Source organism: Paenibacillus harenae DSM 16969, from assembly GCF_000422465.1.
GTDB classification, from domain to species: domain Bacteria; phylum Bacillota; class Bacilli; order Paenibacillales; family Paenibacillaceae; genus Pristimantibacillus; species Pristimantibacillus harenae.
Genome location: NZ_KE383843.1, coordinates 32,165 through 52,561 on the forward strand (window position 1 = coordinate 32,165; position 20,397 = coordinate 52,561).

13 protein-coding genes are annotated in these 20,397 nt (G+C 47.9%); all 13 read right to left on the reverse strand.

All coding sequences use genetic code 11. From position 1 onward, the window contains the following. Positions 1–84: 84 nt before the first annotated feature. The 13 genes from H581_RS0119755 to H581_RS0119815 all read right to left on the reverse strand — a co-directional run bounded on the left by H581_RS0119755 (position 85) and on the right by H581_RS0119815 (position 20,302). Positions 85–1,065 (reverse strand): ABC transporter permease, encoded by a 981-nt coding sequence (locus tag H581_RS0119755; RefSeq protein WP_245600092.1) that lies wholly within the window; start codon positions 1,063–1,065, stop codon positions 85–87. Between the two features lie 90 nt (positions 1,066–1,155). Next, positions 1,156–2,853 carry an extracellular solute-binding protein gene (locus H581_RS0119760; protein WP_028611535.1) on the reverse strand — a complete coding sequence of 566 codons (1,698 nt, stop codon included), beginning with the start codon at positions 2,851–2,853 and terminating at the stop codon, positions 1,156–1,158. Positions 2,854–2,968: 115 nt separating this feature from the next. Then, a complete protein-coding gene (locus H581_RS0119765) occupies positions 2,969–4,426 on the reverse strand; it encodes a response regulator transcription factor (RefSeq protein ID WP_028611536.1) in 1,458 nt (485 codons plus the stop codon). 1 nt (position 4,427) lies between these two features. Then, a complete protein-coding gene (locus H581_RS0119770; protein WP_169507522.1) occupies positions 4,428–6,176 on the reverse strand; it encodes a cache domain-containing sensor histidine kinase in 1,749 nt (582 codons plus the stop codon). Positions 6,177–6,356: 180 nt separating this feature from the next. After that, on the reverse strand, positions 6,357–8,732 hold the full coding sequence (locus tag H581_RS0119775) for a glycoside hydrolase family 95 protein (RefSeq protein ID WP_028611538.1): 2,376 nt from the start codon (positions 8,730–8,732) through the stop codon (positions 6,357–6,359). 30 nt (positions 8,733–8,762) lie between these two features. Continuing rightward, positions 8,763–10,772, reverse strand: coding sequence for a glycoside hydrolase family 31 protein (locus H581_RS0119780; protein ID WP_028611539.1), 2,010 nt, complete (start codon positions 10,770–10,772; stop codon positions 8,763–8,765). A gap of 23 nt (positions 10,773–10,795) precedes the next feature. Next, entirely contained in the window at positions 10,796–11,719 is a 924-nt protein-coding gene (locus H581_RS0119785) for a glycoside hydrolase family protein (RefSeq protein ID WP_028611540.1), read from the reverse strand. Continuing rightward, positions 11,720–13,282 carry a glycoside hydrolase family 43 protein gene (locus tag H581_RS0119790; RefSeq protein WP_084134666.1) on the reverse strand — a complete coding sequence of 521 codons (1,563 nt, stop codon included), beginning with the start codon at positions 13,280–13,282 and terminating at the stop codon, positions 11,720–11,722. Positions 13,283–13,393: 111 nt separating this feature from the next. Continuing rightward, positions 13,394–15,007: an extracellular solute-binding protein gene (locus H581_RS0119795; protein ID WP_028611542.1), complete on the reverse strand. Its 1,614-nt coding sequence runs from the start codon at positions 15,005–15,007 to the stop codon at positions 13,394–13,396. Positions 15,008–15,071: 64 nt separating this feature from the next. Then, positions 15,072–15,944, reverse strand: coding sequence for a carbohydrate ABC transporter permease (locus tag H581_RS0119800; RefSeq protein ID WP_028611543.1), 873 nt, complete (start codon positions 15,942–15,944; stop codon positions 15,072–15,074). Beyond that, the gene (locus tag H581_RS0119805) at positions 15,941–16,903 is read right to left on the reverse strand and encodes an ABC transporter permease (protein WP_051251089.1); all 963 of its coding nucleotides are present in this window, start codon (positions 16,901–16,903) and stop codon (positions 15,941–15,943) included. The genes H581_RS0119800 and H581_RS0119805 overlap by 4 nt, the downstream gene beginning before the upstream one ends. A gap of 190 nt (positions 16,904–17,093) precedes the next feature. Then, positions 17,094–18,539, reverse strand: coding sequence for a response regulator (locus H581_RS0119810; RefSeq protein WP_028611545.1), 1,446 nt, complete (start codon positions 18,537–18,539; stop codon positions 17,094–17,096). Beyond that, positions 18,539–20,302 carry a sensor histidine kinase gene (locus H581_RS0119815; RefSeq protein WP_028611546.1) on the reverse strand — a complete coding sequence of 588 codons (1,764 nt, stop codon included), beginning with the start codon at positions 20,300–20,302 and terminating at the stop codon, positions 18,539–18,541. The genes H581_RS0119810 and H581_RS0119815 overlap by 1 nt, the downstream gene beginning before the upstream one ends. Positions 20,303–20,397: the final 95 nt, after the last annotated feature.

Consider the following 20,397-nt stretch of genomic DNA (forward strand, 5'->3'; position numbering starts at 1 on the left):
TCCGGACGCCTCCTAAAAGTTATTCTCGCTGCTTCCCTAAATCATCTTCTCTGCAAGCGAAAAACTCGCTTCGGAAGCATACGTTTAAAACAAACCTGATTTTGTAAGCTTCTTGGATAGATGGTTGGCTCCAAGCAGCAGCGCAAGCGCAAACACCGATTTCATTAACCCGATCGCCGTAGCCGAAGCAAACTGGAACTGCCCAAGACCCGTTCGATACACGTAAGTGTCAATAACTTGACTGGTCGGCATGTTCAAAGAGTTTTGCAGGACGTAAATCTGCGTAAAGTTATTGTTCAGCATGCCGCTTATTGCGAATATGACCAGAATCATAACCGTAGGCAAAATGCCGGGCAGCGTGATGTGCAGCATTCGTTTCAAACGGCTCGCCCCGTCGATAGCGGCAGCCTCATATAAAGACTGGTCGATGCCTGCCATGGCAGCCAAATACAAGATGGCGCCCCAGCCTATTTCTTTCAATAAATTGGTTCCGATGGCGATGCCCCAGAAATATTTTGGCTCGCCCAGAAACAGAATAGCCTCATCGATCAGGCCCAGCTTCAGGAGTAAAAAATTTACGATGCCGCCATCCGGATTGAGCAGCGTAATGAACAACCCGCCAAAGATAACCCAGGAAAGAAAATGCGGCAGATACGTGACGGTTTGTACAAACGATTTAAACTTGGCATTCTGGATCTCGTTTAAGAGCAGCGCGAAAATCAGGGTTACCGGGATCCCGATCAGCGACCCCAAGAGATTGATGCCTAGCGTATTTCTCACCATGGGCCAAAACTCAAAGTTCCGGAAAATCGTCATAAAGTTCTCGAAATTGTTCCATTGACTCGTGAAAATCCCTTTAAAACCCGAGATGGGATCGTAGGCCTTGAATGCCATCAACAGCCCGGACATCGGGATAAAATCGAATATGACAATGATAATAATTGCTGGCCAAAGCATCGTCATGAGCTCCAACTGGGTTCGAAGATCGTGCCCGAGCCTGAACGTTTTTTTTCTTTTGATATTTGCTGTCGGGATGCCTCCCTGGGTGGCGCCTTTTGCCATCATTCGTCCCTCCCTTGAAAAACAATGATAATGCCAAAGTGCAGCATGGAATGCACATGCACTTTGGCACTATTCATCACTCGAATCTTACAATTATGAATTAACGCCTTTAACCGTTACGCCCATTTCCTGAGACTTCTTCTGAAGTTCCGCGTCCAGCGCCGCATCAAGCTCGTCGACCTTCAATTGTTTCATCTTAGTGACAAACTCGTCATAGAGTTTGTTGAACGCTGCCTCATCCTTCGCGAGTACCATCTTGGCAACCTGAGCTTCATAATATAGCTGGATTTGATCTCTTGTGATTGCATTTTTGCTTCCCGGTGCATAGAAATCGCCAGGCAATGTCAGTACGGAAGCATCATATCTAACGACTTCCGGTGATCTGCCGTAAGCGGTCTTCGCTTCCATCTCAATCAATCCTCCGGCGCCTTCCCTCTTTGTCGGAGCAGGCTGCACGTTTTCAAGAAATGCCATATTGACGAATTGCCAGAAGATATCCACTGCCGTTTTGCTGCTGTCCTTCTGAGCTTGAATTCCTTCATCCGTTCTTGTAATGAGACCTTTGTCGTCTTTCGTGTAATGGACGCCTTCGATACCAAAGTTACTGAGCGTCATCCCCTCGGCACTGGTCACATAACTAAGCCATTTCGCCAACTTTTCCGGTTCCTTTGTCGATTTGGAAATCATCGTTTGCATCCAGCCGCGTCCCGGTTCGGACCAGAACGGGAACACCGGCTTTGTGCCTTCACTCGACAAGATCGCACCGGGCGAAACCCAGAAATCAAGCTGTTCAAATTTGCCTTTGGGCGTCCCTCCGATGAACATGAACACACGTTTGGACAAGAGGTTCGCTTCGATCGACGCTTCATCCGTCGTCATCTGGCCGGGGTCGAAGTACCCGCCTTGGGCCGCCTTAAACAGGAATTGAATGGCATGCTTGTTTTCAGGAGACATGTAAATATTTCTAAATTTCCCGTCTTTGTCAATTGGCATCGCGCCAAAAGATTTTTGAAGGTATTGGAGCGTTTCGCCATGGTAGTTTTTGCCGTGAATCTGAAGCGGCATGACAGGCTGTCCGTCAACCGTCAGTTTCATGTCCTTTACCTTCTTAAGAGCCGCGAGCACGCCATCTTCGGTTTTCAGATCGGTAAGGGCAATGCCGGCCTCTTTCAAAATATTCGCGTTGACTAATACGCCTTTGTTTTCAGCATACTTCGCTACATCCGCAAAGTAGTCGCTTGACGGAGGATATACCTCTCTCGCGTCATCGCTGACCATGTGACTTCCAATCGCGAACCAGCCGCCATAATGCTTGACCATTTGCTCCTTCACATCTGCTGGAAAATCTTTGAGCAAATGGGATTCCGGATCGTATTTCTCGAGAAATTCTTCCAGCTCCCAAACTTTGCCGGCATCAACCAGCTTCTTGCCCATATCCGGGCCTATGGTCGTGATGACATCCGGGAAACCGTCCGACGTTGAAACCATCATCAGATTCAATTTCGTATCGCCGTCTTGCGCCGGAATGTTGTAGCTGAAGGTAAGCCCTGTCTTTTTCGTCAATTCGCCCATAACGGTACCTTCGTCCGTGTTCCATTGAGGCGGGTTCCAACCTCCTACTGTAGCGAACCAGTTCAAATTAACCGGTGCCGCAGACGCGCCCGGCGAAGCAGTCGCTCCGGTATCCGCCGAATTCGTCGGCTCGGTGCCGCTTCCCGATTTATTGGCGCTGCAGCCTGACAACGCAATCGTTGCGGCCAACGCCAGAATTGTAAACCCTTTCATTTTCATATTAATCATCCCCCTGCATATATTGTTTACTGCTTCTTTAGCATAACGGCATACGTACAGACAGCCTATGTTTCCATTTTAATCTTTTTGTGCTTTTCGATAATTTTGGACAAGGCTACAATTTACGAAACTTACCCGGTGTTATTCCGAAATACTTTTTGAAAATTTTGTTGAAATGAAAATAATCCCGGTACCCTGCCCGCTCCACGATCTCTTGTATGGATAACGAAGTATCCTGCAGCAATTCTTTAGCCAGATTCAACCTTTTGTTCATCACATACTCCATATACGTTTTTCCCGTTTCCTTCTTCATAAGTGCGCTCACATATCCGACAGTGATATGGAACTTCTTTGACAAATCAACGAGCATAATATCCTCCGTAAAGTTGGCATCGATATATTCGATGATTTTCTTTACCATCTCATTGGAAATGTGCAGCTCTTCGCCGGTTTGCTGCCGGAAAATGGCCTTCAGCTTTCCGAACAACTCCTCGACCGAGCGGTACTGGCGAAACAATTGATCGTAGTTCATGTATTCGATTTCATAATCTGCGTCGGTACTGCTGTAATATTTGTAAGAGAGCAAAACGATTTGATTGTACAGCGCGCATAATTGGTCGATCTGCATGGACCGCTCTTTGCATTCGGCGCATAGCTCATCCAGCAATCTGTTCACTTGCTCCGGCTTTTGCTCCTTTACGGCCACTTCGATTTGCAGGATCGTTCCCATCCATGCCGACGCATGATCGGCTGCCTGTTTATATTCGATGATCCGGCTTTCGAGCCGGGTGAAGAAGCTGCAAAGGGCAATATCCGATTCCTGATAGAGCTTGGCGACAGGCGTAGAATAGACACCGATTCCGCTGATCCCGATACACCGGGCGTCGGATAAATGATTTGAAATAAAATCAAGTAAACCGGTCGGATACTTCAATTCGTCATAATTGATCAGGAAGGAGACTTTATTCTGTCCCGTACGAAACCGCAAATAACGGATCCCGGAGAACGCCGGCTGCGTCTCGCCCGCATCGGGAAACGATGAATCCTGGTACAGACAGCTTATGAACCGGAAGTGGGGATAATCGCAATCAATTCCCCGGCTGGACAAGAAGTTCCGCAGCTTCATATTCTCATCGGACTCGAATATTTCGAAGAGATCGTCCAGCAGCAGTTCCAGTCCTTTTTGCACTTTCTGCTTCTCCTCGAGCGTCGCTTTCAACCGTTCCAACGCATCGGTCAGCTTGTCCTTATCGATCTGCTTAAGCAGGTAATCGAAGGCTCCGAACCGCAGCGCTTTCTGGGCATATTCAAACTCCGAATATCCGCTGATCATAATCACGTTGCTCCTCAAATCGTGGAAACGGATTTGCTCCAGAAGCTCAATCCCGTTCAAACCGGGCATGCGGATATCCGAAATCACGACATCCGGCTTCTTCTCCAGAATGATCTCCAGAGCCGACAGTCCGTTGTGCGCCTCTCCGATAACGGTAAAGCCGAGCCTTTCCCATTCGATCATTTCTCTAATCCTGTACACAACCCATGGTTCATCGTCTGCGATCAATACCGTAAACATGTTATTCAACCTCCAATGGTTCCGCATGGTCTTGTAAGGGGAAAGTGATTATAACGGTAGTTCCGGTACCGCGTTTGCTATAGATGGACATGTCGGCCTTGTCTCCGTATAAAAGCTTGATTCTCCGGTTAATATTGGGTAAACCGATTCCTTTCGTTGCTTCCCTCGCCATCCAGCCTTGGCTTTCAAACTGCCTAAGCCGGGCGACCAACTCTTTCAATTGGATTTCATCCATCCCGTATCCGTTATCCTGTACGATGTATTGAACCTGGTTCTGCTCCGTCATCTTCACTTCCACTCGAACGACGCCGCTGTCGATCTTCATCTCCAATCCGTGAAACACGGCATTTTCCACCATCGGCTGAAGAAGCATTTTAATTGTTTTCTGCTTCAACAAACGTTCATCCGCATCGACGACGACCCGGATTTTCCCCATGAAGCGGTATTCGATGATTTTCGCGTATTCCTTAATGTGCGATATTTCATCCTGAATGGTGCTGAAATCGCCTCCTTTGACCGAATACCTGAACATATTGGATAAGGAGGCGGAGATTTCGCCTATATCCTGAGCCTTGTAAAAGATGGCCATAGCGCTTATACATTCCAGCGTATTGTACAAAAAATGGGGGTTAATCTGATTGCGAAAGGCCGAAATTTCCATCTGATTTTTTGTAATTTCGATTTCGTACTTTTGCTTTTGCGTCAACTGAATTTCTTTGCTTAAGCTGTCGATTTCGTCCAGCATTTTATTCAGGTTGGCGGCGAGTACGCCGATTTCGTTACGGTAGATCACAGAAAAGCGGCTTTCTCCCCCCGTCTTCGGGTAGGACTTCATAAAATCCATGAGCGCTTTTACCGGTCGTAAGATACGGGTGAAAAAAATGATCAGGAAGAGGCCGAGCAAACAAAACATGACCGCATATGTCGTGATGTTCAGCCGTTGAACGATATTCAATTCCTGCAGCAGCTCGTTCTTCGGTATGACGCTGATCAGCTCCCACCCGGTCCGGGACAGCGTTCTCGTCTGCATGATATATCGACTGTCGTTTTTCCATTTCTCCAACTGGGATATATGGAGGCTGGAGGGGTTCCCATCGCTTGCCATCATATTTTTATTCTGGTCCAGAAGAAGCAGCCGGGAATTGGCTGTCATTTTTGCATTGTTCAATATATTGCGGAAATTGCCGACATCCATGAGAAAAACGCTTGTCCCCATGTATACTTTAGCCGGTGTGATTTCCAAATTATAAACCGGAACGGAGATGGAATAGTTTGGCATTATTTTGCCCGTATTCGGGTTAGACAATAAACCGGAATATTCGATCCTTGGAGGCGGCAGTCGGACGGTTTCGCCGATTCCCATACCCGAATCGGCGATCATCTTTCCTTCCGGGTTGTAAAGCTGGATGCCCCGGATATTCGCTTTCAATGCTGTAGTATTGGAGAAAACCGATTCGATCGCGTCGTACATGAGAATCCTGGACAAAAAATCCTCCAAGCCCAAGTAGTTTTGCACCGTCGGACTATACAGCATCGAATCCGAGATTCTCTCCATATCCGTATAAAAGCTTCCCATATTATCTTCAACCTGATTCAATAATTTGGCGGCGGAGTCCGTTACCTTGCTCTCGACGATGCGCTTAGCAATCGTGTTCGAGATAACGAATGAGATCAGCAGGATGATGAGCATCAACAATATCAAATAAAGGATTTGCCTCGTAAGGCTAAGTGTACGAAAGTGTCTCATCATGATTAACAAGTCCTCTTCGCTTTGATTTTTATGATAAATCGCATAGAACGCCTCCGTAGGCGCAGCCTGAACCATCCTTTGCTCTGACCTATGAATCAAAACGTTCGATTCCCATATAAGAATAGAGCGGCTCCCTTCGGATGCCGCTCGCTGCCAATTTCTATCCTCGTGCGCCATTACTTAATCGGCCGATAAGACGTAACGTTTTCCGCTTTCAGCATGGAACCCGATGCAGCCGCTCCCCATTTGAGAATAAGTTACTTCTTCGCCATCTTGCGTAATCCTGACCTTCCGATTAACAAGCACTATGCAAGTCTGCGTTATTGAAACTGCGATTTCCGCTTTTGACAATGCTCCGTTCATCCACTCCAAATCGACTTCATATCCGCCTCTGCCGCACAGTCCTTTGACATATCCGTCTTTCCAGGCATCGGGTAACGCCGGCAACAGTTCCAAATATCCTTGATGCGATTGCAGCAGCATCTCCGCAATTCCCGCTGTAGCCGCAAAGTTGCCGTCGATCTGGAATGGAGGATGCGCACCGAACAGATTGGCATATACGCCGCCTCTGTGAGCATTCATCGGTTCGTCGCCCTTAACGAGCGTCAACATATTCGAGACTAATCGCTCTGCGCGGTTGCCGTCTTTGAATCTTGCCCATAAACCGACTTTCCAGCCGAGACTCCATCCCGTTCCCCCGTCTCCTCTGATTTCGAGCGAAGTCTTCGCTGCTTGGAAGAGGTCGGGGGCGGACTGCTCCGTAATAAGCCGCCCAGGGTACACCCCAACAAGGTGGGAGACGTGGCGATGATGGACATCCTCGCCTTCGAAATCTTTGGACCATTCTTGCAATTGGCCGTGCTTGCCGATTTGCAGGGGCAGCAGCCGTTGCTTCGTTTCCTGAAGGGTCAGGACAAAATCTTCATCGATCTCCAGTCGCTGCGCCGACAGGATGCAGTTGTCGAACAGTTCCGCGATCAAGGATAAATCCATCGTCGTCGCTTCACTTACAGCGAAGCGCTTGTCCCCCGTCATGATTTTCAGCTCGGGAGAAGTCGATGGCGAAGTGATGAAATGACCGTCCTTATTTTCGATCAGCCAGTCCAGACAGAACAACGCCGCTTCCTTCATGATCGGGTATGCCGTATTCCGCAAGTAGGCTTCGTCCCCGCTAAATGCGTAATGCTCCCACAGATGTTGAGTCAGCCATACGCCGCCCATCGGCCAATACGCCCACACCGGGTCTCCGTCTCCATAATCGCCCACCGGCGCCGTTTGCCCCCACATATCGGCATTATGGTGCGCTACCCATCCTCTTGCGCCATAGTTCGTTTCCGCCGTCTTCTTGCCGTTTTCCGCCAGCCTGCCGATGAAATCGATCAACGGCCCGTGCAGCTCCGCCATATTGCAAGTTTCTGCAGGCCAGTAGTTCATCTCCGCATTAATATTTAGCGTATAATTGCTGCTCCACGGCGCCCTCGTCTCCTCATTCCATATGCCTTGAAGATTGGCCGGCTGAGTTCCCGGACGCGAGCTGGCGATCATCAAATACCGACCATAATGAAACAAGAGCTCAACCAGGCCCGGATCGCCGCTCCCGTAATCGGAAATTCGGCGATCCGTAGGCATATCTTCGGGAGCCTTGCTTTGTCCCAGATGCAGGGCAACCCTGCCGAACAGCTTGCAATGATCATCCAGATGACGATTCAGAATATCCTTGTATTCCTTCCCGCATATGGAACGAATCACCGTGTCGGTCCATTGTCCCGGATCGCGATCAGGACCGCTCGCGCCAAGTCCTGAGTCAAAGCTGGTCGCCGCGCTGAAGTACAAGGTTGCGGCAGTCGCTCCCATAACATGCAAACCGTCCGCATCGGCCTTCACCGTTCCGCCTTCAAGGGCGACAGCCAGGCGTCCTTGGAATTTCAAGCCTCTGGACGTTTCCGGATCGCCGTATCGCACAGGATACTCAGCATCACGGTAACTGGGCTCGACGTGCTCCGGCGCAACGCCGGAAATCGTAAAGTGGCCGCCGTCCACTTTCGACACATAGCGGAGCGGGCTGTCCAGCCTGGCCCGGAAGCTGAGGAAGCCCTCCTTGCTTGCCGTTAACCGTACAACAATCGCCTGATCAGGATGCGTTGCGAATATTTCGCGTGTGTATTGAACGCCGCCGATGCTATAGGCAACAGTCGCGACGCCGATCGAGAGATCGAGCTTCCGGCTATAATCGCGGCGGCTTACCTGACCGTGATCCATCACGATATGTAAATCGCCGAAAGGCAAATAGGATTGGGTATAAGGACCCATCATTTCCTTACAGAGCCGATCCGCTTCCTCGTACTTTTCTTGTGCGATAAGTTCCCTCACCTTCGGCAAGACTTCTTTCGCTGCAGGATTATTCCAATCCTTGGGATACCCTGACCAAAGCGTATCTTCATTCAAAGCGATGCGTTCTTTCTCCACACCGCCAAACACCATCGCGCCAAGTTTGCCGTTCCCGACGGGAAGGGCTTCCGTCCAATAAACGGCGGGAGATTGAAATTGAATATTCATAAGGGATTTCCTGTCCTCTCTTCAACTTTATTATATTTTTCCGATGAGATACGCTTGTTTTCCGTCCCGTAAAAATACCGGAATCGTGCTTAGAGGAGCTTCCGCATGAATGGTTTGTCCGCCTTCGAAGATCCTTCCTGTACGCGCATCCGTCCAACTTGAACCTTCAGGCAGATAAACCTCTCTTGATACAGCGCCTTCATAAAGGATGGGGGCAACCAACAGATCCGGACCATACATATATTCGTCCTTCATATCCCAAACCTTATCGTCATTCTGGAATTCATAGAAGAGCGGCCTCATCACCGGCGCGCCTTTCTCATGGGCTTCTTTCATCAGCTCACGGGTATAATCCCTTAAGGCTTCTCGCAATTCCATATATCTAACCAATATATCGTAAGCCTCGTCCCCAAAGCTCCATACCTCGTTGTTTCCGCCGGTATTTAATGCTTTGCTGCCGTCTTTTCTGAATACTTCCTTGCCGCCCCTGCGATCGCCATGCAATCTCATAACAGGACAGAAAGCCCCCCATTGGAACCATCTGATTAGCAGCTCGCGGAATTTGGGATCGTCTGGGTGACCTCCTGCAAAGCCTCCGATATCCGTCGTCCACCAAGGAATCCCCGCCATTCCCATATGAAGGCCTGCAACGATTTGTTTTCTGAAATCTTCAAATGAAGAATGAATATCTCCCGACCACACTAATGCGCCGTATCGCTGGCTGCCTGCCCAAGCGCACCGAACCGTGTTTACGATATTGTCCTGCCCTTCCGCCTGCATGCCGTCATAAAAGGTTTTGGAATAGCGCTGCGGATATATATTTCCGATTTGAACATTAGGTCCCATAGCGTAGCGGTAATTATCGAAATCATATACATCGTATTCAGGTTCTGCTTCATCCAGCCAGAAGATATTGATTCCATAATCGTAATAATTCTTCTTGATTTTTGACCATACATACTCCCTGGCTTTAGGGTTTGTAGCATCAAAATAAATACTGGAAGGGAACCAATCCATCATGGCAACCTGGACTCCCCTTTCCGCTTTAATCAAATAACCCTTTTGGCGCATTTCTTCAAAATTTTCGCTATAGCGGTCAACCTGAGGCCAAACCGAAACCATCAATTCGATTCCCATGGATTTCAGCTCATCCACCATTGCCTTCGGATCGGGGAAAAATTCTTCCTCAAATCTGAAGTCCCCCTGTTTGGGCCAGTGGAAAAAATCGACTACGATTACATCGATCGGCAGCTTTCTTCTCTTATATTCCCTTGCAACCTTGAGCAGCTGTTCCTGATTATAATATCTTAATTTGCACTGCCAGAAGCCAAGTCCATATTCCGGCATCATGGGAACGGTACCAACCGCTTTTCCGTACGCGGCTTCGATTTCTGCCGGCGAATCGCCTGCCGTTATCCAATAATCCATCTGTTTGGTGCTTTCTGCAACCCATTCGGTTCGATTATTCGCGAAGTTCACTTTTCCGATCGCCGGATTATGCCATAAGAAGCCATACCCTTTGCTGGAATAATAGAACGGAACACTGGCTTGGGAATTACGGTGGGCCAATTCTAGCGTGGAGCCTTTCAAATCAAAGGTTTCTTGCTGGTATTGACCCATTCCGTAGATACGTTCACCCTCATTTCCGACAAAGGAAACCGTTAATTGATGATCCCCGCCGATAATTGGCTTGAATGCTCTTGACCGAAGCTTCAAAGCTCCTCCGCCGCCTATTTCTTGAAGCAATAATTCTCCTTTATCATTGTAAAAGGAAATTCGTCCCGGAGTATCCCACCACGAATGTCTGACCTCCGCCTTTATCTTACCGTTTTGAATGGTAGCGGTTTGAGCATCATGATCGATCTCTATCGCAGCTTCCGCATCGCCATTAACAGGCAGCAAGGCAAAGTCCGTATCCCGTATTTCACCCATCATTCGGGAGCGGATACGTAAACTGTTTTCGCCCCAAGCTTCCATTTGCAAGGTCTCCCCGTTATACTCAAAAATCAGCTTCCCATTTTCGGCAGTAAAAAAATTCATGCTTATCCCCTTCCCCAGTCCTATCAATCTTCCGCTCCAAGATTTAACTCAAACTCCTTGTCGCGGTCACAGATCAGCACACCGTCCACAACTTCCAGCTTGGCCACCTGAATCGACGAACGACGCGTTCCATAGCTCGAATCTTCATGATGCCTATTAACACGGCCAGGATGAGTGAAATAGAAGATATACCCCTCATCTCCTTGTACGACCACATCTGCGTGAAGGCCGATCGTCCCGTCATCCTCACGTTTGCCAGGTTGGTCGAGAATGAGGCCGTTTCGTTCCCACGTCTGAAGATCATCGGAGCGGTACACGCCTTGTCCTCTCCATTCGTCTATAATAAGCCAATAATATCCTTGTAAGTGAAACACATTCGGTCCTTCGTGGTTTCTTTCGGTTATCACCGGACCAATCGGCTGCCAATCATACAGATCCTTGCTCTCGGCAGCGTAGGTATGATTCCGCTGCTTAAACCACATTCGAAACATGCCGTTCGGCAGTTGGTAAACACAGGCATCGATCACGTTCTCCTCACTAATTCCAAGCGTGGACCGGAACTCCCAACGAATAAGGTCGGGGCTTGTATAATGCCTGATACGAGCCTTGCCCGTCCAATCTTCCGGTACGCCGTGGACGTAAGTGACATACATATGGTACAGCCCATCATGCCAAATGATTTCTGGCGCCCAGAACGTATTTCTGCCCCATTCTGTTTCGAGACCTTCCAGGGTTCCCCGGTATAACCAGGTTGATCCGCCATCCGATGAAGAAGCAACACCGAGATCGGTACCATGCACCCATCCGAATTTCGGACCCTCCTGCGTTGCACGGCGGTTCGTATAGATCATCCACCATTCCTTGGCCTGCCGATTCCAAATAACGACAGGATCTGCCGCTCCGTCATAGATGGGGTCCCTAAACAAAGGCGATTTCATTGATTTCATTCATTCTCCACTCCTCGCAACCTCATAACAAAATTGGTCTACATCAATATAACCCTGTTCACTCTCGCAGTTATAGCTGTATAACCCGATCCGATCTCCCCTGTAATTCCCCCACCCCAGCTGATATGCGTCTCCAAAGCTTGTGAAATTCAACCCATCAACGCTATATTCGAACCGGTTGATTCCGTCTATGTTCCACACAGACCTTAACCAAAGGGTGGAACCCGTTAATTCCGGACCCCATTCTACGGTACCCGAATGGTTAAACTTCAGAACCCTTGTCCCATTCTGCTGTTGAACGCCAATCGTGCAATAGGTTTGCGCAAAATGGCAAAGCCCCGCTTCTTGCCCGTCCGCCATGCCGTTGATTTCTATTGTTACGGTTGCCGCATTGTGAACGGTTCTAAACGCTCGTTGTGAAATGACGTTGCAGACGCTAAAAAAATTATCCTTATCGATGGGTTGGCTTGCGTAAAGACGCAAATAGCCGGGCCGTTCCGTTAACGACCATTTGTCGGCTCTTGGCTGATGGTTCCATTCCCAATTCGGCTCAAGCACCGCCCGGTCAAAATCGTCATTCGCGGCAAGAACCGTCGCGGGGTGTCCGTTGATGGGCTTCCTGCCTCCCCATACCATCTCCCCGATTCCGTCGCCGTCCGTATCGATTCCGATGATCGGCCATCCGTCAACCCATGTTACGGGCAGCAAGTGAAGCGTTCTCCCTTCGTAATACCCGCCCGTTCCTTGATGACTAATGAAATACCACTCCCCGGAAACCGTCTGGATAAGTCCGCCTTGGTTCGGCTCCCGGTCTACATCCATGCCGTGCGTATGGATAATTTCCTTTTCCTCATAGGGCCCATAAATATGTTCCGACCTTAACATCATAACGACTCTGACTTCAACGCCTTCCTTACAGCGAACCTCGCTGTGGAAAAAATAGTAGGTTCCATTTATTTTGTAGAGCTTATTGGCTTCGCTCCCTTTGTATTGATGGATAATCGTATCGCTGTCATGCAACAGCTCTTTGCCGTCTTCACTAAGCTTAATTAAATGGATATGATAGTTATCGGCAAAATGAGTGGCAACCAGGTAGCCTTGTCCGTCATCGTCCCAGAATGGACAGCAATCGTCCCAGCCGGTGACCTCCCAAACCCGATGAAGCGGCTCCCAAAGTCCAGCCGGATCGGAAGCCGTGCTCATAAACAATCCTTCATCGGGCGTGAAAAAATACACCCAATATTTATCCTTATGGAATCGGATGGCGCCGGCCCAGACTCCTCTGCCGTAACGATTCATGCGATCGTAATTGTATTCCGGGCCGATGCTTGTCAAATCTTGCACGACATGCCCGATCATGCTCCAATTCACAAGATCCTTGGAATGCAGCACCGCCATCCCCGGAGAGCAATGCAAAGTAGAGGAGATACCGTAATAATCATCCCCGACTCGAATGACATCCGGATCGCTGTAATCGCCGGGCAAGACAGGATTGACATAGGTACCGTCCCCCTGATCTCCCCAGGATCCCTTCTGTGATAATAGATAGGAATTATCCTCCATAACAATATAATCCTTTCCATTTTAAATTTGGCTTTATAACAAGCACGATGCTCTAGCGCCGAAACAATGACGGAAAGTCCGGAACACGTCGTGCATGTTCCGGACTAAAAATTACTTAATGCCTCTCTTGGCTGCCTCTTCGTTGACTTCTTTGATCGCCTCCGGAACGCCTTTGGCGTCGTATCCCTTAACGATTTCTTTCCACTGGGCTATCGGATCTCCTTTGCCCAAAACGACTTTAACGATGTCATCCATAATATTTGAGTCCACAGTCAATAACTTATTTTTCGCTGGAGTCGAAATCGCATCGAATTCAAAGTTAACAGGCATTGGCGTATCTTCTTGTTTAAATCGATTGAAGGTATCAATCTGCAGCTTCATTAATGCGGCAGTTTCAGGGTCGGAGCTTACCACTTTTTTGCCCTTATACAGAAGGGGATCCCATGCGGCAAGCCAAACCAGTTTGTTCGTGATCGGATATTTGTCTGCAAGCGTTTCATCTTGTTTAAGCAGGGAAACATATTGTCCATTTTCCACTTTATAATCGACATTCTCGATTCCATTAATGCCCAGGACTCTGTATTCATCAGACATCATGTAATCCATCACTTGTAGCGCCCGTTTGAATTTTTCATCGCTGAGCGTACCTGGGAAAAACGTATTGGACCAGTAAGGAGCGCCAGCCAACGTATAGCGTTTGCCGTCAGCCGCAGGCCAAATATTCAGATATCCGATTGCTTTGGAAGCGCTGACACCTGGATTCGCTTTTTTGAATGTGGCTACTTGATCGTCTGTTACGCCTTCCAGGCCGTAAAGCGCGAAGCTTTGGCCGGACAAAAACTTGTTCGTGCCGTCGGCGTCTTTCTGAATGGCAAAGTCCTTGTCAAGAACACCATCCGTATACAGTGTACGAAGCTGCTGGATTCCGGTATAGGCTCTCTCCGACGTAAAGGCAGGAATCCACTTGCCGTTCTCTTGAGTCCAGTTACGGGTGGCCACCATTTCAGGGAAGCTTCCCAGGAATTGCGTTAACAGGTAACCTTTGTTGTTAACCGTCAAGCCGGCGATTCCAGGATGCTGCTTCATGACGGCTTTGGTCATAGCCAGGAATTCCTCAAAGCTTTGCGGCTCTTTTGTAAATCCGGCTTGCTCCGCCCAATCCATCCGATAACGGATTGGTCTGCCCAACCTGGCGTCACCGATATCCTCGCTACCAAAACGCGGAATCGAATAAAATTTCCCATCAACCTTGAGCGGCTTCACAGACTCATCGGACATAAATTTTTGCAAATTCGGATATGGGCTCAAATCGTCAGGGAGCGGCTTGAGAACGCCTTGCTTGGCCCAGGTTTGGTACACCCCCATATCAACCTCGTTGGCGAACATATCGGGAAGCTGCTTGGACGCGGCCCATACTTTTGCCTTCTCCTGCCAGTCATTCCAGGTAATCTGAATCGGTTTGATCGTAATGTTGAATTTCTCGGTCAAATCGTTGTAAACCGTATCATCCTTTGCATTCGGAGCTTCAAATCCCGCCTGGATGTCCCATACGGCAACGCTCAGCTCTATTGGCTTGCTCAAATCATCCGCGTTTTGTGTCGTGTTAGCCGCTTGGCCCGGGGATGTATTTGGAGACTGATCTCCCCCTTTTCCGCAGCCAGTTAACACTGTCATTACAGCAAGAAGCAGCGCCACCCCAACCTTTACTCTTTGTTTCAACTTCATCTGTAAACCCTCCTTTATGTTTTTGAAACCTGAATATATATAACAACGGCCGAAGCCATTATTATCATTCCTTTACGGAACCGATCATGATTCCCGCATTAAAATATTTCTGCAAGAAGGGATAAATCATCAGAATCGGAACGGCGGAGACGATGATCATCGCCGACTTTACCGATTCGCTATACACGTTTTGAGTTTTTGCGGCCATCTGTGCGCCCATCGAATTATTCATGACCTGACTCAGATTAGTGATAGCATCTCTTAGCACAAGCTGCATCGGGTGCAGGCTGGTATCGTTAATAAACAGCATCGGCAGAAACCATTCATTCCATCGGTCAACCGCATAAAACAAGGACATGGTCGCCATAATAGGCAAAGAAACAGGTACAATGATACGAATGAGTATAATCAAATCGTTAGCCCCGTCGATTTTTGCCGATTCCTCAAGAGAAGGATTGACGGACCCGAAGAAGTTTTTCATCAGGATCAAGTTAAATGCGTTTACAGCCACAGGCAAAATCATGACAAGCAAACTATTCTGCAGGTGAAGTCCCTGAATCGTCAAATATAAGGGAATAAGGCCGCCTGAAAAAAACATCGTCAAGATGATGCCAATAAAGATGATATTGCGCCCGGGCATCGAGCTCTTGGATAACGCATAAGCTCCTGCCGTCGTGACCGCCAGACTGACCAATGTGCCCGATACGGTCACGATAACCGATATCAACAAGCCATTGACGACCCGCCCTTGATGAAAGATATACTGATACGAAGAAAAATCAATCGATCGGGGCCAAATCATAACCCCTCCTGCCCTCATGTCCAATATGGTGGACAAGGATTGAACAAGCGTCTGATAAAACGGGAATGCAGTCGCAATCGCGCCGAGCCCCAAGATGAGGGTGATAAGTGCATTAGATATCGAAAACCGCTTCAATAGAGGCCCTCCTCCTTAAAAACACGTTTCACAACAAAGTTTGCCCCGAACAAGAGCAAGCAACCGATGACCGATTTCAGCAAACCGACCGTTGTTGAGTAGCCGAACCCCGTAGCATCCACAAATGCGCTGCGGTACACGAACGTATCGAGGATATCGGCACGTTCATAAACGGCAGGGTTATACAAATTGAAGATTTGGTCGAATCCGCCGTTCATAATGCCGCCGACTGCCAATATAAGCATAATCGCGGCCGTATTGCGAAGCACCGGCCATGTAATGGCTTTCATTTGCTGGTAACGGTTAGCGCCGTCAATGTCCGCCGCCTCGTAAAGCTCGGGGTTGATGCCCGCGATGGCCGCCAGATAAATAATGGATGACCAGCCTGCTTCTTTCCAAATATTCGACGTGAAAATCAAGCCCAGAAAACTCCCGTTGTGTAACAGTATCGAATTTTTCTCGAATCCGAACAGCACCAGAATTTGATTGAGCACACCTTGATCGTTCAGAATATTCGTGATGATTCCGCTTAACACGACCCAGCTGATGAAATGCGGAAACGTAAATACGGTTTGAAAGATCCGCTTTAGTCTTCCGAATCTCATTTCATTCAACAGGATCGCCAGCAGGATCGGAATCGGGAATTCGATAATCAAACGCCCAAAGCTGATGAGCAAGGTGTTATTAAACGCATGCTTAAAGTTCGGATCGCCTAGTACATCACGAAAGTTTTGAAAGTTGTTCCAGGGACTATCCATAATCCCCAACATGTAATTGAAATCCTTAAAAGCCAGGATCACGCCGTACATAGGCACGTATGCGAAGATCAGAAAAAACAACACGGTTGGCAATACCATCATATAGAAGTACTTATGCTTGACGACTTCCCGCCACTTGCGACGGTTGGCTTCTAATCCCGACTGCCTCCTGTACTTGATTTGGCTTACTGAATTTTGCATTATCCCTCTCGCCTCCAAATCTTCTCTATCAGGAAAATTATAAAGCAAGCGCTTTCTTAAGGGTATGTCGCTCGATTAGCGGTTTTTATTTGTAACCTAAAACAACTACATGTTGAAAAAGGTAGGAAAATGTCGAAAAACTAATTCAAGAACAAGTTTTCGATAAGAAGTACAAAAAAACAGCCCCTTGTCAAAAAGGAGCCGGAATGGAGTTATTCTGATTTTGGTCGAAGCGATACCCTCTTGGCGGAACGCCCATTATTTTTTTGAACATTTTACTGAAATAAAAATAATCCTTGTACCCTACCTGATCCGCGATTTCATTGATCGGGATGGAGGTCGTCCGGAGCAGCACTGCAGCTTGGTTCATTCTAAGACCGGTTAAATATTCGGTAAAGGTTTTATCCAGTTCTTTACGGAATAATTGCGAGATGTAATTCGGATTTAAGTTAAATCGTTTGCTTAAGCCCAATATTGTAATATCCTCGCCGAAATGCTCGTTGATGTACTCCAGCATGACAGAGAATGTACTGCTTCGTCCTGGTTGTACGGAAACCTGCTGATGATCGATCTGGCCCTTCTCCTCCTGGAATAATCGCTTTAAATCATCGATCATATCCCGAACATCTTCAAACTGCTCTGCCAATTGTTCAAAAGAATAGAGATATAACTCGTCCGATCCCATTCCCTTTCGGCTTAACTGCGAAATGCAATCGTTATACAACAACAGGGCATGCCGGATATTCAGATGGCCGCTCCGAAACATGGCCTGCAAAGAATCAAGCTGCGTTATAAACGCCTGCTCATCTCCTTCTGCCAGCATGGCAAATGCCGACTTCATGTCATTCGTTTGCCATGAATGTTCCCAGGTGAAAATTTCGGCTAGAGTGAAATATTGATAAGCCTGTAGTTCTGCTTCCTGGATGGCCAGCGCAAATCCCGCCGGATCGATACCCCGTTTGCTGAAACCGATACCTTTCAAGAATTGACGGTCTTCAGAAGCAAAGCTGGCCATTAACTCATCCGCGTCTCTGTCAGCCATCACGTATAAAAACTTGCGATAACCGATGCGTACCGTAAGGCATGGTATTTTCTCATGGATCGGCAGCTTGTCCCTTCTTACGGAAAGCATGATCCGCAAGCCGTCTTCCTCGGAGCCGGCAATGCCGGCCAAAGCCAACTCATCCTGTAATCTGCTGTGTGCTTCCGGCGTACCGGATTCGATCAAATCAAGTATTTCCCCCTCAGGCAGCAGACGAGAGGCATCCAATTCCAGCTTTAGCTTCCTGAGATACCCCGTGATTTCCATTTCGTCGAAAGGCTTGAGGCAATACCCGGAGATACCGTTCTGGATCGCCTTTTGCGCGAGAGCGAATTCCGCCAGTCCGCTGACGATAAGAAATTTGGCGGTTACGCCGGCATCGTCCAATCGTTTCTTCAGCTCCAGCCCGTTCATGCCGGGCATCCGGATATCGGAGAAAATCACGTCCGGACGTATTCGTTTGACCGCTTCCACAGCTTCTTCACCGCTTAATGCATAGCCCGCAACTTCATAGCCGCTGCCCTTCCAGTCCACCGTCGCTTTAAGGCTTTTGATAACCAACTCTTCGTCGTCGACAAGAAAGACCTTATACATTACCCTTCCCTCCTGACCGGAATTGTAATCGAGACCGTCGTTCCGCCTGCGAGCTCGCTCGTTATCCCGATTCCGTACGCTTCTCCAAAACTGATGCGGATGCGGTCATGCACATTTGCAAGTCCAATGCCGGATTCGGAATAGCCGTCAAGGGTATCGGCTGGCGATTGGCGGCGTTCAATCGAAGCGTTAATCTCTGCCAACTTGACCGGACTTATTCCCGCACCGTTATCTTCGACGAATAGCAGCAAGTTCTCTCCGTCCCTATAACCTTTGATCCTGAGCATACCGGTTCGCTCAAGCGGCTCGATGCCATGCTTGATGGCATTCTCCACGATGGGCTGCAGAATCATTTTAGGGACTAGACAGGCGAGGCAATCCGAGCGTATATCGTATTCCACTTGCAGCCGTTTGCCGAATCGGATTTGATGAATGAAAATATAGTTTTTTACAATAATCAATTCCTTATCCAAGGAAACCATATCGGGTCCCTTGATACTGTAACGGAAAAACAATGAAAGCGCTTTTGTCAGTTCGAATATTTGCGAAGAGCCCTCATCCGCGGCAAGCCCTTTGATCGACTCCAGCGTATTGTATAAGAAGTGCGGGTTGATTTGACTTTGCAGAAAGCTGAGCTCCGCTCTCCGCTTGATCAATTCCGTCTCGTAGAGGACACGCTTGCTCTCCAGCAAACGATCCGTCAAATCCTCAATTTCCGCGAGCATTTCATTAAATCGCGAAGCCATAATAATCATTTCCGCATAACCATCCACTTCGACTCGTTTGCTGAGATTTTTTTTCTCCCCGAGCGTGACTTCCCCCATCAGTCTCATAAGCTTCTTCAACGGCTGCAGAATGTTGTTGCTTACGTACAGAAGCGGTATGATCATCAGAACGAGTGCGATTGCAACCATGATAAGCTGCTCTTGACGGATCTTGTTGAGGCCTTGAAGAAGCACACGATTCGGCATTTTAATAATAATCTCGCCGTTCAAATCCGGAATGGCCTCCCTTTGAATCATATATTCATGCTTTTCATTCAACAATGTATCTTTAGGAATAGGCTCCCCCAGCATGCTTGAATCATCATTCGTATAAAGGAGACTTCCTTTACGATCCGTCATGTAAACGAAAGCTCCCTCGGGTAAAAGCACAGGGTTGCCGTCGCCGAATAACAATCGATTATTGATGAGCAGCAGTAAAGTGCCCAGTTCATTTTTGTCTGCCTCAAAATCAGTTGTAGAGTAGATACGGGCTCCCGCCACCAATACCGGCGTTGGATTATAAGGCAAATCAATCATATTGAGTCCCAAAAAATAATACAAGTTATTTCGCGGAATTTCCCTGGAAAGTGGCGCGAGCTGATCCGCATTGGCCTGAAGATTGTAGACGACGCCGTTTTTGTCGACCAATGCGATATCCAGAATCCCCTCTTTCATCCCCGCCATGTCTGACAAATATGCTCTCAACTGGGTAAACAATTCAAACTTTTGGATTGGATCTGCAGCACTTAAAAATTTTTGTACGGTTTTGTTGTAGGCAACCGTCTCAATACTTCTCTTGTAATCATTATTGTTCGAAGAAATGGACTGATTCAGCTGTGAAATAACTCTTTTTACATTTTCTGTGTTATTCTTCTTTACAACATGGATGGCACTTATATAATTTGCCGCCATGATCAACAGCATAATCGACACAATTAATAAGCCCAGTAAAGATAACTGAACCATAATGGGAAGCTTCTTAAGATAGGACAGTTTCATATGGCTTTCCCTTCTTCGAAAATTAATTTGGTAAAATGTATTGTCTCAAATTCATTGCTTAATTAAAAGAGGCAAATAGTTGCTGCGATCTTAAC

Excerpts from the sequence above, each read along its gene's own strand:
- H581_RS0119765 (WP_028611536.1), bottom strand. The coding sequence starts at position 4,426 with ATGTTTACGGTATTGATCGCAGACGATGAACCATGGGTTGTGTACAGG.
- H581_RS0119795 (WP_028611542.1), bottom strand. The coding sequence starts at position 15,007 with ATGAAGTTGAAACAAAGAGTAAAGGTTGGGGTGGCGCTGCTTCTTGCT.
- H581_RS0119785 (WP_028611540.1), bottom strand. The coding sequence starts at position 11,719 with ATGAAATCAATGAAATCGCCTTTGTTTAGGGACCCCATCTATGACGGA.
- H581_RS0119805 (WP_051251089.1), bottom strand. The coding sequence starts at position 16,903 with ATGCAAAATTCAGTAAGCCAAATCAAGTACAGGAGGCAGTCGGGATTA.
- H581_RS0119775 (WP_028611538.1), bottom strand. The coding sequence starts at position 8,732 with ATGAATATTCAATTTCAATCTCCCGCCGTTTATTGGACGGAAGCCCTT.
- H581_RS0119815 (WP_028611546.1), bottom strand. The coding sequence starts at position 20,302 with ATGAAACTGTCCTATCTTAAGAAGCTTCCCATTATGGTTCAGTTATCT.
- H581_RS0119810 (WP_028611545.1), bottom strand. The coding sequence starts at position 18,539 with ATGTATAAGGTCTTTCTTGTCGACGACGAAGAGTTGGTTATCAAAAGC.
- H581_RS0119755 (WP_245600092.1), bottom strand. The coding sequence starts at position 1,065 with ATGATGGCAAAAGGCGCCACCCAGGGAGGCATCCCGACAGCAAATATC.
- H581_RS0119760 (WP_028611535.1), bottom strand. The coding sequence starts at position 2,853 with ATGAAAATGAAAGGGTTTACAATTCTGGCGTTGGCCGCAACGATTGCG.
- H581_RS0119790 (WP_084134666.1), bottom strand. The coding sequence starts at position 13,282 with ATGGAGGATAATTCCTATCTATTATCACAGAAGGGATCCTGGGGAGAT.
- H581_RS0119770 (WP_169507522.1), bottom strand. The coding sequence starts at position 6,176 with ATGATGAGACACTTTCGTACACTTAGCCTTACGAGGCAAATCCTTTAT.
- H581_RS0119780 (WP_028611539.1), bottom strand. The coding sequence starts at position 10,772 with ATGAATTTTTTTACTGCCGAAAATGGGAAGCTGATTTTTGAGTATAAC.